At 59.8% G+C, this 15739-nt stretch carries 13 protein-coding genes; 4 read left to right on the top strand and 9 right to left on the bottom strand.

All coding sequences use genetic code 11. The annotated features are described in order from the left end of the window. Window positions 1–19: 19 nt before the first annotated feature. The 5 genes from NZK35_RS26180 to NZK35_RS26160 all read right to left on the bottom strand — a co-directional run bounded on the left by NZK35_RS26180 (window position 20) and on the right by NZK35_RS26160 (window position 7626). Window positions 20–1252, bottom strand: a complete 1233-nt coding sequence (locus NZK35_RS26180) for a DUF1501 domain-containing protein (protein WP_259635475.1) — start codon at window positions 1250–1252, stop codon at window positions 20–22. Window positions 1253–1462: 210 nt separating this feature from the next. Next, window positions 1463–2854: a DUF1549 and DUF1553 domain-containing protein gene (locus NZK35_RS26175; RefSeq protein WP_259635474.1), complete on the bottom strand. Its 1392-nt coding sequence runs from the start codon at window positions 2852–2854 to the stop codon at window positions 1463–1465. Window positions 2855–2988: 134 nt separating this feature from the next. Further along, window positions 2989–5556 (bottom strand): M56 family metallopeptidase, encoded by a 2568-nt coding sequence (locus NZK35_RS26170; protein ID WP_259635473.1) that lies wholly within the window; start codon window positions 5554–5556, stop codon window positions 2989–2991. Continuing rightward, window positions 5556–5984: a BlaI/MecI/CopY family transcriptional regulator gene (locus tag NZK35_RS26165; protein WP_259635472.1), complete on the bottom strand. Its 429-nt coding sequence runs from the start codon at window positions 5982–5984 to the stop codon at window positions 5556–5558. The genes NZK35_RS26170 and NZK35_RS26165 overlap by 1 nt, the downstream gene beginning before the upstream one ends. Window positions 5985–6831: 847 nt before the next feature. Continuing rightward, on the bottom strand, window positions 6832–7626 hold the full coding sequence (locus NZK35_RS26160) for an SPFH domain-containing protein (RefSeq protein WP_259635471.1): 795 nt from the start codon (window positions 7624–7626) through the stop codon (window positions 6832–6834). A 64-nt stretch (window positions 7627–7690) separates the two neighbouring features. Here NZK35_RS26160 and NZK35_RS26155 point away from each other — a divergent pair, with 64 nt between their 5' ends. Both NZK35_RS26155 and NZK35_RS26150 read left to right on the top strand, forming a co-directional pair. Further along, entirely contained in the window at window positions 7691–7990 is a 300-nt protein-coding gene (locus NZK35_RS26155) for a hypothetical protein (protein ID WP_259635470.1), read from the top strand. A 168-nt stretch (window positions 7991–8158) separates the two neighbouring features. Continuing rightward, window positions 8159–8548 (top strand): hypothetical protein, encoded by a 390-nt coding sequence (locus NZK35_RS26150; RefSeq protein WP_259635469.1) that lies wholly within the window; start codon window positions 8159–8161, stop codon window positions 8546–8548. A gap of 201 nt (window positions 8549–8749) precedes the next feature. Here the strand turns inward: NZK35_RS26150 and NZK35_RS26145 are convergent, their stop codons facing one another. From NZK35_RS26145 to NZK35_RS26135, 3 genes are all read right to left on the bottom strand, one after another. Continuing rightward, the gene (locus NZK35_RS26145) at window positions 8750–9715 is read right to left on the bottom strand and encodes a dihydrodipicolinate synthase family protein (RefSeq protein WP_259635468.1); all 966 of its coding nucleotides are present in this window, start codon (window positions 9713–9715) and stop codon (window positions 8750–8752) included. Window positions 9716–9821: 106 nt separating this feature from the next. After that, window positions 9822–11075: an NAD(P)/FAD-dependent oxidoreductase gene (locus NZK35_RS26140; protein WP_259635467.1), complete on the bottom strand. Its 1254-nt coding sequence runs from the start codon at window positions 11073–11075 to the stop codon at window positions 9822–9824. Further along, a complete protein-coding gene (locus NZK35_RS26135) occupies window positions 11072–12043 on the bottom strand; it encodes a proline racemase family protein (RefSeq protein ID WP_259635466.1) in 972 nt (323 codons plus the stop codon). The genes NZK35_RS26140 and NZK35_RS26135 overlap by 4 nt, the downstream gene beginning before the upstream one ends. Before the next feature lie 139 nt (window positions 12044–12182). Here NZK35_RS26135 and NZK35_RS26130 point away from each other — a divergent pair, with 139 nt between their 5' ends. Next, complete coding sequence (locus NZK35_RS26130; protein WP_259635465.1) at window positions 12183–12944, top strand: AraC family transcriptional regulator; 762 nt, start codon at window positions 12183–12185, stop codon at window positions 12942–12944. Beyond that, window positions 12944–14731 (top strand): DUF885 domain-containing protein, encoded by a 1788-nt coding sequence (locus NZK35_RS26125; RefSeq protein ID WP_259635464.1) that lies wholly within the window; start codon window positions 12944–12946, stop codon window positions 14729–14731. The genes NZK35_RS26130 and NZK35_RS26125 overlap by 1 nt, the downstream gene beginning before the upstream one ends. A gap of 5 nt (window positions 14732–14736) precedes the next feature. Here NZK35_RS26125 and NZK35_RS26120 read toward each other — a convergent pair whose 3' ends face one another. Beyond that, a complete protein-coding gene (locus tag NZK35_RS26120; protein ID WP_259635463.1) occupies window positions 14737–15684 on the bottom strand; it encodes a DMT family transporter in 948 nt (315 codons plus the stop codon). Window positions 15685–15739 lie beyond the last annotated feature (55 nt).

The following is a 15739-nucleotide window of genomic DNA, read 5'->3' as shown; positions in this document are numbered from 1 at the left end:
AAGCCTGCACACCAGCGGGTTAAAAGATCATTCCCCCTCCGTCGGTCGCCGATGTCGGGCTTCCGAACGTGGTCGTGTACTCCTGATCCGCATCGACTCCCAACAAGTTCATCAGCGTGTACATCAGATCGGCCACGCTGTCGGGTTTCTCGCGGTGCTCCATTCCATCCTTCCCCGTCGATCCGATCACGCGTCCACCGATGTCTCGCCCGGCCAACGTCACCGGAATGGATCGCGGGTAGTGATCGCGTCCGTTCTGCCCATTGATGATCGGCGTGCGTCCAAACTCGCCCATCCATAGGATCAGTGTGTCGTCCCAAAGCCCGCTGGACTTCAGGTCGTCGATCAGTGCGATCCAAGCCGGTTCGAGTTGCTGGCACAAACGCTTGACGGCGGGAACGTTGCCGACATGCGTGTCCCAACCCGGCAGTTGGACTTCGACGTATCGCACCCCGGCCTCCAGCATTCGCCGTGCCGCCAAGACGTTGCGTCCGAAATCACTTTCGCCGTAACGGCTGCGCGTCGTTGCAGTTTCCGCCAAAACATCGAGCGCATCGGCAAACGAAGACTTCAACAACCGTCGCACCGAATCAATTTGTTCGGTCCGTTGCCGCAGCAAAACGCTCCCTCTGGTTTGGTCGGACCGCTGATTCAGTTCTGCGAGCAAATCGAGACGATCGCTACGGCGATGAACATTGCGGATCGTCTCGATCGTTCGCCCCAAATCATTCACGACAAAGGGCCCGTGACTGGTCCCCAGAAACGCGGGACCGTAGATCTGACTGCCAAGGGTGACGAACCCTGGCACATCCGTTGCCGGGAGACTCGACGAGACGAACGACCCGAGTGCCGGACGCGGGAACGAATCGATTCGCTCGTATCCGGTGTGCAACAGATGGGACGCCCGATCGTGTTCCCCTTGCGTCGAACCGACTGACCGAATCACACACAAATCGTCGGCATATCGGGCAAGTCCCGAGAGCGTTTCACTGAGCTGCATCCCTGGAATCCGCGTCGAAACCGCCCGCAACGGCCCCCCCGTCTCCGTTCCGGGTTTCGGGTCGAACGTTTCCATCTGACTCGGTCCGCCCTGCATCCAAAGTGTGATGCAACGCTGAAACGGAGCGGGCTTTCCCGTCTCCCGCGCCGCGCTGGCGGACTGTGCGACCAGCTGGCCCAGCCATGTCGAAACCCCAGCGGCGGATCCGGCCCGCAGACACTGACGACGATCGAAACGATTTGAAACCGACATGCTTCACCTTGAAATAGAGATCATCCACCCTCGGAGGCGGAGCCTCCGGACCATCCCGTTCCAAGGCAGAGCCTTGGAACGAGATGCGGACCGCAAGCTGGAAGCTTACGCCACTGCCTCGTTCCCGGTCTCCCGCCTGGGAACGCACTTCACGCGAGGCTCCCGCCTCGCATGCTGGGGATCGCAAGCTGGAAGCTTACGCCACGTACATCAATGACTAAACACAAATTCATTGCCATGTAACAACACATACAGCAGATCGCCGCCGGGCACGTCGGCCAAGCGTCGACGTTCCCATTCATCCGGTCGTCGCGAGAGTGTCGAGCGAAAGATGGAATCGAGGTCACCGCTCGGCGCCGTTGTCTCGGCGGCAAGTTCTTCAAGCAAGCCCTGGCTGGTACGTTGCAACGCCAGCGGATCGGTCGCTCCCGTCTCGGCTTCGGATCGCCCGATGAATTCCACCGCCATCGTGTTCAGGCGTTGGGGCAAGGGTAATGTACGATTCATCACCGTCGCATACGACGCGATCAACTGCTCGGGCAGCAGTGGCCGAGGCGTTCTGGCGGCAAACAACTCCAACGACTCGGTCGGATCCGTCGCGCCGGCTCGCGGCGCGGTGCGGGCATAGGCGTCACTGGCAGCGATGGTTCGAATCAGATCACGCAAGTCAAACCCGTTGCGGAGTAACTGGTCGGCCAAAGCTTGATGCAACTCGGGAACGCTCGGCGGATGGGCCTGGCTGAGACCATCGACCGGGTCCACGATGCCGCGGCCGATCAGCAATTGCCAAACCCGATTGCCCATCGCTCTGGCAAAGGGCTGACACCTGACGGTCATCAAGGCCAGCTCACGTCGCCACGCGGCCGTGCGCGGTCGCGATCCAGTCAGAAACCGGGGGCCATCCTCGCCAGCCCCCGACCTGGCCCCGCTGTCAACGACACGAATCCCACCGGAAACCTCTCGCACGGAAATGGTTTGAAAGAACCGCCGCATCGCGGTGTAGTCGTCTTGCGTCCAACGATCAAACGGATGGTCGTGGCAACGGGCACAATCCAATTGGACGCCCAAAAAGATCCGCGAAACCGGCGTCACGGGGTCTTCGCGGTTCCCCACCAAAAAGTTGACGTGACCATCCAGCGTCGTGACTCCTTCGGCGGAAATCAGATCGAATGCGATTTGGTCGAGCGGCTTTTCCTGTTCCAATTGTGTTTGAAACCAGCGACGCAACGATTCGCGATCGACTTGCCGCGTCTGGCCACGTCCGATCAAAACCGTCGTCCACAGTTGCGACCAGTATCGCGAGAACTCGTCCGATTGAAGCATGCGGTCGAGCACCGCGGTGCGGTCGTTCGATGCCTCGAACCGGGCCAGTTCGCCGGCGGTCGGAACGCGTCCGAGCAGATCCAGACTGATCCGTCGCAAGTAGGTGGCGTCGTCACAGGTTTCGGTCGGCGTGACCCCTGTTTCGCGGTGGGCTCGCGCCAAGATCGCATCGATCGGAGCTTCGATTGCCGGCGACGTTGCCGTGACGGTGCTGGCAAGCATCGTCGCAAGCCCCGCGAGGGTCAGCACTGCAATGTTGATGATTCGAGGGACTTTCATGAGGCGTTTCTATCGGCAGAGAATCACTGAGAGACGACTGACACCCTCGGCGTGTGACGTGAGCCATAACGGGGGCGCTGGCGGAGCCGGCGAGGATGGCAAGCAGGATGCTTACCCCACTTTGTTGCTGTTCCTTAGAAGTCGTCCTTTTTCAGTTCTTGCTCCAACTGCTTGGCTCGTGCGGCCAATTGCCCGACCAGTTCGACCCGCTCCGGATGCACGGTCAATTGATTCGTCGTTTCATCGACCACGAAAAACTCTTTGGACAGTAGTTCCATCGCGTCGAGTTGTGATTGTTCGGCCGACCGACGGATCTCTGTCAGCAACAGCATCCGCCCCGGCCCATCGAGCGACTCGGCCAACTCTCGGTCGGCCATCCTTTCGCGGACATCATCGATTCTGCGCAGGTAACGCCGAATCGTGCGACAGGCGGCCAGCAACTCGCCGGCGCGCTGATTGACTTGCTCCGCGGCATCCTCACGGACACGCAATTGGTCCGCGCCGGCGGGCTCCAGCACTTGAGAGATCATGCCTTCAACTTGCTTGCCCAGGTCAAATTCCGCATACGGGACATCGACCGCGACCTGATAAGCGATCACGCCCGTTTTCAGCTGTGCGGCGAAGCGTTCGGTCATCGGATCGGAGGTATCCAGATCGGCGGCGATCCTGACCAACCGGTCACGCACCGCATCGATTCGCTTTCCGGCGCGGTCAGCAAACTGCAACAGTTCTTGCAAGTTCTCCCACGCTTCCTCATTGTCGATCACCAGTCCCTTGGCGGTGTCTCGCGAGACCTTTTCCAGCTGGGCGAATAAATCGTCCACCGCAGCCGTCGGCGAGGACGTCGAATCTTTCGTGATGTGCAAGGCGACGACGGCGGCCATGGCGGGGTCGTTCAGATTGGCGACGAAACGCTCGTGACGGTCGTCCGGTGTGTCGAACTCGGCAGCGAAGATTGGCAGTTCAACCTTCAGTTTGTTAAACACGTCGGTGGCCGATTCAAACCGTTCGATTTGCCGGCGCGCGTCACCGGACAGGGTCGGAATGACCACCAACTTGTCGCCACGACGGACCAAGATCTTTTCGAGTGCCTTGCCAAGAAACAACTCGATCGGGTCGCTGCGCCCATCAAACTCGTCCAACATGATCGCGTAGCCGACGTGCTCGTCGGTTAGCATGCGGCGTGCCATCTGATTGACGTCGCCGGAATCCTCCAGACGATCGGCGACGCCCTTCATTCGCTGGTTCATCGAATCGAGCACGTCGCCTAACTGCCGCGAGCGTTGCACCCACGCATCCGCCGTCACTCGACTGCTCGTGCGCAGGGCCAGCGTTCCATCCGGAGCGACTTCAAAGTGTTTTTCAACAAAACGAGGAATCGCTTCGGCGCGAGCTGATTCGCGATACTTGCCTTTCAACAAATCGATCACGCCGGCAAACGCGACCTGCCCCGATTCGCTGGCGAGCAACTGTTTTAACTCCGACGACGCTTTGTCATCCGGATTCAAACGCTGGCGTAACGTTTGGATCAAGTCCTTGGAGTCCGATGACAGCACTTGCAACGTCACCGAGGCATCGCCGGAACGCGATTCGCCCTGACCGTCGGCATCCGCTGCGACCAAGCGGAATTGCACCGCAGAGAGAGTCAACAGGCCGGCGGCGAGCAACCCCAATACAAGACGTTTCATGACAGACTCTCTGGAGGACGAGGAAGAATTGAGAAGACGGGTGACGCGTTCGGTCAGCGGCGGAGCCGCCATCGACTGCACACCCAATCCGCGAGCGATCGGGGTCGGACTCGACGTGGCGTTTTCAAGAAACTCGACCAGCTGCACCAAACTGGCGGCAAGTCCGCGCGCGGCGGCCGGATCCGTTCGTGTCAGTGACTCATCGCACGCCCATTCGGCGGATTCTTCATAGCGACGCACGCACCACCATGCCGCCGGGTTCCACCAATGCAACACCACGGCAATCCGGGCAACGGCCTGCCGCCAAACGTCACGACGAAACAAGTGAGCGAGTTCGTGCAACAGCACCCCACGCCGCTGGTCGGCCGAAAGCGAGCGCCAATATTGTTCGGGGACCACCAAGGCATATCCGCGAGGTCGACGCACCAGCATCGGTCCCGCCGAACCGGAGACGACCATTTGGGGTGCCTGATAGCCGCGACCCGAACAAAGCGTTTGCCACTCGGCTTGCCAAGGTTCCGGTGCTGGTTGCAGTTGATCGACCAATCGACACAGCTTGGCATAGCGGAACAGACTGCGGATCACAATGCAGACGATCCCCAGCGCCCAAATCAGACACGCGACCGAGACGCCCAGCTCCGTCCACGAGGTCACCCGTGGGGCGCGATCCGTCCGCCCGGACGACAACACGGTCGATGCCAACGCAATGCCACCTTGCGACCGATCGCGTTGAGGCAACGGCGTGTTCCCGACCACCGCATCACTGCCCGACGGAGTGAATTCGGCAACGCCGTGGACGGCGAATTGCGTCGCATCGATGGGCGTGCTTTCCAACCACGGCAGCTCGACGGGCACCCGAAAGAGCATCAGCCCCTGCAGCAGCACGCAGAACAAGAGGCATTGCCGCAAACGCGGCGTCACGACGTCAAAGCGACGCAGCAAGAAGGCTGCCAAACCGCACGCGATCGTTAACATGACCGATGCAGTCACCAGACAATGCAAAAGCGTGGTCATCACCGTTTGCCTCCCGAACGCCCCTGAGAACCGCGTTTCGATTCAGCCTTGCCGGAGCCAGGATTCTGTTCGGCGTCTCGAATCAGACGTTTGAGTTCCTGCAATTCGTCGCGGCTGATTTCACGATCCTGCATCAGCTGGGCGACCAGCGGAACAACACTGCCGCCGGAGAGCTTTGAGATCAGCTGATCCAGATGCCCCGCCTGGGCTTGCTCCCGCTCGATCGCTGCGGCGTACTCCGCCGGCCGCCCCGACTTGGACGCCAAGCCCTTGTCCACCAAACGATTCAATCGCGTTTGCATGGTGGTGTAACCGACCGTCTCGGCGCCGAAACGCTCGTGTGCCCGGGCCAGCGTCAGCGGCCCTTCACGCCACAACAAGTCCATCAAGTCCAGCTCGCCGCTGGACAGACGCGTGGTTGATTTCATCCGCAAAACACTGAGCGAAAAGGAAACGTCAGAATCGCGTTTACGACAACGGTCATATCCTTTACGACGGACGTCGTAAAGTCAAGCGCGAATTGCGAATTTCCCAAAGTGGGGTAAGCATCCTGCTTGCCTCCTCGCAAGCTTCCTGCTTGCACCCCGTTCAGGCAACGCTGTGAAGCGTTTATTCCCTGCGTTTGACGAGGTGTTAGCGGCAGGGCGCAAGCCCTGCCGGTCCCTCATCGTTCCCGAAACACCGGAGGGCTCGCGCCCAATTTCACTCAATCGACAAGGTTTAGACAAGCGCAGGGCCCTGCCGCTCACAAGCATCACTCCGTTTGGTGTCAAAGGAGAGCGGCAGCGAACCGAGTATCCCGGAGGGATGCCAGCGAGTAGCCGGAGGTGAGCGCAGCGCCACCTCCGGGAAGCACGTCCCACAATCCCCTCGACCCCGGACGGGGTCGCAGCGAATCAATCCGCCGGCGGTGCGGCAGTCTGCGTTCGTAAAGGAGTTGATGGGTGAGCTTGAGCGTGCGGGCTGGCCGGGTCCGAGGGCGCCGACGTCATTTTGCTTCGACACCCTTCGGGGTCGCGCCTGACGGGGGACCGGATGTCCGGAGGTGTCGCTTCGCTCACCTCCGGCTACTCGCTTGGACCCCGTCGGGGTCAGGCCGCGCGCCCGATACCGCTCAATCGACAAGGTTTTGACAAGCGCAGAGCCCTGCCGCTCACAAGCATCACTCCGTTTGGTGTCAAAGGAGAGCGGCAGCGTCCGCGCGGCGCTATATCTCGATTTAGCGGTATTGGGCTCGCGCCCTACCGCTAAAAAAATGCTTCACAGCGTTGCCGTTCAGGCCCCGGTTTGCACGACGGGCTGGGTGTGGCGGTCGCTGCAGAGGACGACCAGCAAATTGGAAACGAGTGCCGCCCGCTGGCCCGCATCGAGTTCAACGATGTTGTCCCGCTTGAGATGCTCGAGCGCCATCTCCACCATCCCCACGGCGCCGTCGACGATTTTTGTCCGAGCGGCGACGACGGCGCTTGCTTGCTGGCGCTGTAACATCGCCGCGGCGATTTCGGGTGCATACGCCAAGTGACTGATGCGGGCTTCCAGGACCTGGACGCCGGCCTTCTCCAATCGATCCTGAATGTCGTCGCGTAACCGGTCACAGATCTCATCGGTACTGCCTCGCAACGACTGCTCGTCGTCTCGACTGTCGTACGGATAACGTGTCGCCAAACCGCGGAGCGCGGCCTCGCTTTGGACTTCGACAAAGTTCTCAAAGTCATCGACTTCAAACAAGGCCTCCGCCGTATCGACGACTTTCCAGACAACGACCGCGGAAATCTCGATCGGGTTCCCGTCGCGGTCGTTGACTTTGGACGGTTTACCCGCTGACCGCGTCTTGGGTTGTGTCACGACGCCTTCCTTATTCTTCGTCTCGGGTTTGGTTGACGAACCGGTCTCGAAATTTCGAATCCTCAGGCTGACTTTTTTCTTGGAGTAAAACGGGTTGACCCAAACGAAACCCGACTTCTTGACGGTTCCTTTGTACTGGCCGAACAGCAGCAACACACGCGAATTGTTCGGCGCGATGGCCAACAGCCCGAAGTCGGCCTCGCCGATTGTTCTGTCGGTGTTCATCACGCGAGAAACGGAGGGCCCCGACGCGCATTATCTGAATCACCCCAACTTTGTGAACACCGCGGTGCTTCTACCCATCGTCCTCGACATTGCCAACAAGGATGAATCACGGATCTACTTCAGCATCGGCACCGCCAATTTGCCAGACTATTGGGATGCATCCACCAGAGCCATCGTGCTGATGGAAGATCAGCGCGCGATTCACTTTGAGGCCTGCCATCAGTTGGACGAACCGTCTGGCAGCATGGTCTCCGCCCTGGTTTCGACACAAACCAAAGCCGGTCAAGTGCTTGAAGACCCCGACTATTGCGAACGTGTGACTGAGGCCTACCAGATCATTCAGAACTTGATGATTGGCAGGTAACCGTTTGTGTGCGGGTGAACTTGGTCCCGCACCCATCACGATTGCGCTGCAGCCGCGGTCGGTGCCAAAACGCCACCGCGGCGATCGATTTCTATTATGATTGTCGCTGGTGTCTGAAGGCTCAGTTTGAGCCGACCGCCAAATCTTCGACAAGCATGGAAATCCCTGATGAGCCAATCGGCTGACAATCCCCCCGGCCCCGGCCCGGAAACATCCGGCCCCGGCCCGGAAACATCCGGCCCCGGCCACAGTATCCGGCCCAACCGGGTTTCCTCCGGCGATCAACGGAAAGACACGATCGCGCAGTTTGTCACCACCATTCGCAATCCCGAAGCACAAGTCGGCCAGCACATCATCCAGGCGTTGCAGCACGATGACACAGTCGCCGTGCTGACCACCGTCGCCCTCGGCGCAGACGGCCAGCAGCGTGTGATCTCGGTGGCCCTCGACCCCGATCGCATGGCGCAGGTCCAAGAGATCCTGACGTCCGCCGAAGCTGAACGCGAAGACGAGGAACCCTGTGTCGGTTTCCATTGTTTGATCAAGCCGAAGCGTTAGCGTTCAGTCTCATTCCCAGGCTCCGCCTGCCGTCGGCGCGGCGGAGCCTGCGACTCGGGGATCGCAAGCTGGAAGCTTACGCCACTTCCCATTCCCAGGCGACGCCTGGGATCGCAAGCTGGAAGCTTACGCCACTTCTCCTTCCCAGCCGAAGCCTGGGATCGCAAGCTGGAAGCCTACGCCACTTTTTTCGGGGTGGGGTCACCTGCCCGGCCAGTTTTCCCACCAGGCTTGGAACAAACGCAATTGATTGAGCGCGTACCGTTCTTGTGACGGGCTCAAGCGATCCGACTGGAGCGCCGGTCGGCGGTAGATCGGGTCAATCGTCTCCGCGGCGATCAATCGATAGTAGAGCGTTAGATCGGGGCCTTCGTCATATTTTGATAACACCGCCAAGGCTTCATCCAACTCCTTGGCGTACCGTCGGGCTTCGCAGTCACCGCCCGCGGCGCGACGGCAGAGGTCGACCAGATGAAGCACTTCGCTCGGCAAACAGTTTCCGATTCCGGTGATCGCGCCCTGCGCACCACACCGCAAGAATCCGAAATAAACTTGCGTGTCGACGCCGACCAACAGCAATCCTCCGTCATCGGACGAGGTGATGTGTTCCGCCGCATAGCTGAGCGATTCGGCGCCACCAAATTCTTTGAATCCGACCAGGTTCGGGTACGCCTTGCGAAGCTGCCCATAGAGCCCGGCTTTGGTTTGATAGCCGTAATAAGGACTGTTGTAGATGACGGCCGGCAATCGGGGTGCGGCGGAAAGGACGCGGCTGAAATGGTCCTCCTGCGCGGCTTCGGAAATGCCGCGTGAGAGCAAGCGTGGGATCACCATCAAACCGGCCGCGCCGACTTCGGCGGCGTGTGCGGCATGCTCGGCCGCAACGATCGGACTCTGCGCCCCTGTCCCCACGACGACCTTCAATCCGGCGGCGACCAATCGGGCGACACCTTCACGACGTTGCTCGTCCGTCATCAGCGGCCAATCCCCCATCGATCCACAATACACGACCCCGGTCATGCCGGCGGCGACCAGATTGGAAGCGTGCAGCACCATGGCATCGAAGTCGGGCCGACCGTCGTCGTCGATGGGCGTCATGATCGCCGGCAGGCAACCGCGAAACACACTGTCGTCAATGGTGGTGGCTGCTTGAGTTTCTGTCGTCATCTGTTTGGTCTGTTCGTGGTTAGAGGTCGCGGATGGATGGGAACGGTAAAGGGCGCGTCGGGGTCAAAAAATGGAATGAATCGGCCGTCTCAGCGGTCGGTTGGTTTTAAAAACGCTCCAGGCGATAGGGCGTCGGGTCAACGTGCGGCTCGTTTCCGAGCACCAATTCGGCGGCCAACTGTCCCGTCGCAGGGCCGGTCGCCATACCGATCATACCGTTGCCGGCGGCAACAAACGCGTTGGCCGCGCGCGGCGAACGACCGATGCACGGCAATCCGTCCGGCATCATCGGTCGCCAGCCTGACCAAGGCGTCTCGGATGCCCGCGGCAATTCGACTCGCAGGTGTTCTCGCGCCGAGCGTTTGAGCAACTCGATCCGGGACGGCGGAATCGAACGATCAAATCCGGTTAGCTGCATCGTCGAACCGATCCGAAAGGAATCTCCCAGCGGGGTGACGGCGACGTGATCGTCTTCGAAAATCAACGGCGTTTTCGGCATGTCGGTCGCGTCGTCAAACGTCACCGAGTAGCCCTTGCCGGGAATCACGGGGATCCGACAACCGAGCGAGCGTCCCCACTTCGACGCTTCGGCACCGGTCGCCAACACAAACGCATCGGCCGACAAACGGTCTCCCCGCGTGGTCTGAACCGACGTCAGCGCCGCGCCGTCGACATGCAACGATTCGATTTCCGTCTGCTCGCGAAAGACGCCGCCGGATGCTTCAATCTCGTCACGCAACTGATCCAACAAGGCACTGGGGCAAAGATGCGCGTCGTCGGGGAAATGCCAACCACCGGCCAGCGAATCACGCAGTGTCGGTTCCAGCTGCAAAATGGCGTCTCCGTCATAACGATCCAGACGCAATCCGAAATCGCGTCGCAACTGGGACGCCGATTCCTCGTAGGCTTCGAAATCACGGACCGATCGATACACCAACAACAAGCCGCGTTCTTGCCATTGCAATCGCGCTGCGTGGCGAGACGCGAACGATTGGTATTGCGCCCGGGACGATTTCAACAGTGCATGACGGGCGTTGGACGCGTTGCGAAAATCGGCGGCGTTGCAATGTTTGGCGAACCGCAGCAACCACCGCCACAGCGCCGGATCCCAGCGCGGCGTGATCGACAACGCCCCGCCGAACTTCGCCATCATCCGCAAACCGTTTGTGACCGCCCCGGGGGCACACAGCGGATGGACATGACCGGGACAGATGTAACCGCAATTTCCCGACGAAGCTCCGCTGCCGATCCGATCCCGCTCCAGCACTGTCACGGCGCAGCCCGCGCGTGCCAGATGCCAGGCCGTCCAACATCCGATGACGCCTCCGCCGATAACAATCACGTCCGACCGAGCACTCATCGGTCTCGCCCTCCGATGCCCAGACGCAACGCGTCATCGGGATCAAAGACTTGACGTGTTTCCGCGATCACGTGGGCCCGCCCTCGGATCGTCACATGGACGCCGTCCGGTTCCTTTTCATACGACGCGACGAATCGGCTTCCGGTGATCGACTCCTGAATCCATTCCACGCCGGGTTCCAACAAACCGCGCGCCGCCAGACAAGCCAATTTTGCGGACGTGCCCGTACCACAGGGTGAACGATCGTAGTGCCCACCGGGGCACAAGACGAAGTTTCGACAACCGACGTCTTCCGCCGCTCGCGGGTCCTCGGCCACGGTGGAAAGGGGGCAACAGAGTTCGACATGATCGATCACCGCGCCGTCTTCGCCGCAGACGCCGTGTTGGTCCAACGCGTCGCGAATCCGCTGACTCCGGTCCATCAACTCCGAGATCGTGGCCGAGTGGACCGCTTCGTCATGCGTCAGAAAAAACCAATTCCCTCCGTAGGCGATATCCCCCACCACGCGGTTTCCGTCCTGACACGTCAACACGACGTCCTGGCGGTAACATCGACTGGCGACTCCGGTGAAACGAACGCATCGATTTTGCTCCAGCGTGGCCTGGACTGATCCCGCGGGCGTGGCAAACCGATACGTTCCCGGTCCCATCCAATCGCGATAGCGGAGTGCTTCGATGACTCCGATCAACCCGTGCCCGCACATCCCCAGGTATCCCACGTTGTTGAAAAACACGATGCATCCGGGGCAGGCGGCATCCTCGCCCGGCGGCGTCACGACGGCACCAACGGCGTACTCCGTTCCACGCGGCTCGCCGGTCAACGTTTTTCGGATCCAATCGAACGGTCCACGCAGTTGCTCCAGTTGTTGCTCCGCCGAGTGCCCGACCAGCCCGATGTCGGAGGCGAACAGCACTCTCGTGATCTCACCGCCTGTGTGGGTGTCTAGAACGGGAAAGGAATCGGGCATAGGCTGAATCATTGTAGGGCCAACGTGGCGGCCACAGGGGATCAATAGCGATCGTCTTTCACTGGGGCGTTTGGATGGGGACCACTATAGTACGTCGCCGGACCGCTCGATTGACATCACCAGTCTGCGAGAATGAAAATTGCGCACACCTGACCCAACACCGTTCAACGATGTCCGTCTGGAACTGGCCGGCCAGCTCGCCGATCCGTTCTTGAGCGAGGCTCTTTTCGACCATTTGACGGACATCGTGTACTTCGTGAAAGACCGGCGGGGGCGATATGTGGTCGTCAACGAGACCCTGGTTCAACGCAGTGGTGCCAAGCAAAAATGCGACTTGATCGGGAAAACGTCCGAAGAAATTTTCCGTGATCCGATCGGCAACCGCTTCTTGGCGCAAGACCTGTCGGTCATCAAAACGGAGCAACCGTTGGTCGACGAACTGGAACGCCACGCCTATCCGTCGGGCAACACGGGCTGGTGTCTGACCACCAAATTGCCGCTCAAGGGAAACGATGGAACCGTTGTCGGATTGGTCGGGATCTCACGCGACCTGCAGTCACCCGGCGAGGACACGAGTGACCTGAACCGACTGGCGCGAATCGTCGGGCACATCAAGGAGCATCTGGGTACACCGTTGCGGAACTCGGAACTGGCCGAGCGGGAGAAAATGTCGACCTACCAGCTCGATCGACGATGCCGTCAGGTCTACGGAATCCCGCCGTCACAGCTGATCTTGCAGTTGCGAATGGGCGCCGCAGCGACCAAGCTACGTCAGACGGAGGACCCGATTGTTGCCATCGCGCTGGCCGTCGGCTATTCCGACCAAAGCGCCTTCACACGACAGTTCCGCCGCACCTTCGGTGTCTCGCCCGGTAAGTTTCGCGCCCAACAAGCAAACTGATGAAGTACTTAGTCATTGCCTTCACCGCCACGCTGCTGCTGGCATTCGATGTCCCACCCCACGACGAGGCACAAGCCGACGACGCGGTCTCGCGCCCGTCCAACGAGGCGCTTCGCACGTTGATGGACCAGGTCTGGGAATTCGAACTCGACGAATACCCGCTGCTGGCCACCGACGTCGGTGACCCGCGCGGGCAAGACCGACTGGCCAGCAACACCCCCGCCGACTTCCAACGCCGTCAGCTGGCCCGCACGGGGTTCCTCAAGTCCCTCGACGCCATCGATCTGTCCGCGCTCGACGCGGAAGACCAGGTCGACGTGGACCTGTTGCGTCGCAAGCTGGAAACCGAACAAACGGACTACCGGCTGGGTCTGCACTTGATGCCGATCAACAATCGCGAAGGATTCCACATCGGCTTGCCCGAGTTGCCGCGACAGATGAATCCCGATTCGCGCCAAGAAATGGAGAATTACATCGCGCGGCTCAACCAATTTCCACGCTACGTTGCCGAACAAATCTCGCTCTTACGTCAAGGCATCGATGCCGGTTTGACTCAACCGGCCATCATCATGCGAGACAGCGTCCGGCAGGCCCAAGCACACGTGGTGGACGATCCCGAAGAGTCGCTGTTCCTGACCAACCTGGCCGATGAATCGATCGCCAAGCTATCCGAGAAGGACTGGAATGAGCTGCGTCCCAAAGTTCTCGATGCGATCCGGCAGCGTGTCATTCCCGCCTACCGTGACTTTGCCGAGTTCCTGAAGACGACCTACGTTCCGGCCTGCCGAGGAAGCATCGCGGCTCGATCGCTGCCCGGCGGCCAAACACTGTACCAGGCACAAATTCGTAAGTTCACGACGTTGGAGATGACACCCGACGAGTTGCATCAGACTGGGATTCGCGAAAATGCTCGGATCCGATCGCAGATGGAAGCGATCAAGGAGCGGGTCCAATTTGACGGCGACTTGCAAGCGTTTTTAAAACACCTCCGCACCGATCCCAAGTTCTATCCCAAGACGAAGGAAGAACTGCTCAAGGAAGTCGCTTACATCTTGAAGCAGGCCGACGGACGTCTTCCCAATCTGTTCGGCAAGCTTCCCCGCACACCGTACGGGATTCGCGAAGTCCCCGACTATGTCGCGCCGCAAACCACGTCGGCGTATTATTGGCCGCCCGCGACCGACGGAACCCGTGGCGGATTTTATTACGTCAACACCTACAACCTGTCGGCCCGTCCGCTGTATCAACTCGAGGCTCTCTCGTTTCACGAAGCGGTTCCAGGACACCATTTGCAACTGGCCCTGCAAGCGGAATTGGAGGGACTGCATCCGATCCGCAAGCAGAGCAATTTCACCGCGTTTATCGAAGGCTGGGCGCTCTACAGCGAAAAGCTGGGCGGTGAACTCGGATTCTACAAAGATCCCTACCAGGAATTCGGCCGGCTGAGCATGGAAGCTTGGCGGGCGAGTCGATTGGTCGTCGACACCGGCATCCACGCCAAAGGCTGGACGCGGCAACAGGCGATCACATACATGCAAGAAAACACGGCGCTGTCGGAGCACAACATCGTTGCCGAAGTCGATCGCTACATCGGCTGGCCGGGACAAGCGTTGGGCTACAAGGTCGGCGAGCTGTTCATCACGGATTTACGCGAACGCGCCGAAAAGCAGCTCGGCGATGCGTTTGACGTCCGCCAATTTCATGACGCCGTGCTGAGTTCCGGTTCGATCCCCTTGCCGGTACTCAAACGCAAGATCGAGCGATTTATCGAGCAGGGTGCTCAGTAACATCGTCACCTCTGGGTCACTAAACCGACTCCCAAAATCGCAACGCCCATGCCGATGAAGTGCCCCATTGAGGACGGTTCCTGCAAGATACCGATCGCCAAGCACATCGTCAGGACCGGACCGGCGCTACCGATGACCGCCGTTCGCGTCGCACCGATTCGCATGATCGCCTCGTTAATCATGAAACTGGGGATCAGCGTGCAGACGATTGCCAACACAAATCCGTATGCTAAGACAACAGGGCGAGCGGATGTCAGTTGTGCGACTTCGCCTTCGGCCAAAAAATGGATCGCGACGAACACCGTCGATCCGATCATCGCAAGACTGGTGAATTGCCGACTCCCCATCGATTGCATGACGGGTTTGGCCAACAGAATGTAGACCGCGTAACTGATCGCGGATCCGCTGACCAGAATCACGCCCCACGTGACGTGCGTGCCGCCGCTGAGCAATCGCTCCTGACTGTACATCGTCGCGATACCGCCGTAACACAACACGATCGACAGGATAATCCGCCGATTGAGCACCTCGCCCAGAAACATCCAGGCCAGAAATGCGACGATTGCTGGATAGACGAACAACGTCAACCGTTCCAACTGGGCGGTAATGTATTGCAGTCCGCTCAGATCCAGATAGGAAGCAAGATAGTAGCCGAGAAAGCCCAAGACGATCGCTCGAATAAAAAGCTTTGGTCGGATCGGCTTGGCAGCCGACGACCTGCGAACCTGCCAAAACACGGCGAGATAAAACGGTAGCGCGAATGCGAGACGGAGCATCAGCAACATGGTCGGCTCCGCCCCTTCGGCGTAAGCCAGCTTGATAAAGATCGATTTCAACGCGAACAAAAACGTGCCGATGATCGCGAGCAGAATTCCCGTCGCAAATTGGCTCGGCCGGTCGGCTGGCGAATCACTTGCGGATTCAACAGAATCGTCGTCATCAGAGTCGTTCAAGAGACGGTTCGCATGGCGGGGGTGTTGATCAACACAAGGTGGGACATCCATTGTC

The organism is Stieleria sedimenti, assembly GCF_025060895.1.
GTDB lineage: Bacteria > Planctomycetota > Planctomycetia > Pirellulales > Pirellulaceae > Stieleria > Stieleria sedimenti.
This window is presented reverse-complemented; position numbering and strand designations above follow the sequence as displayed.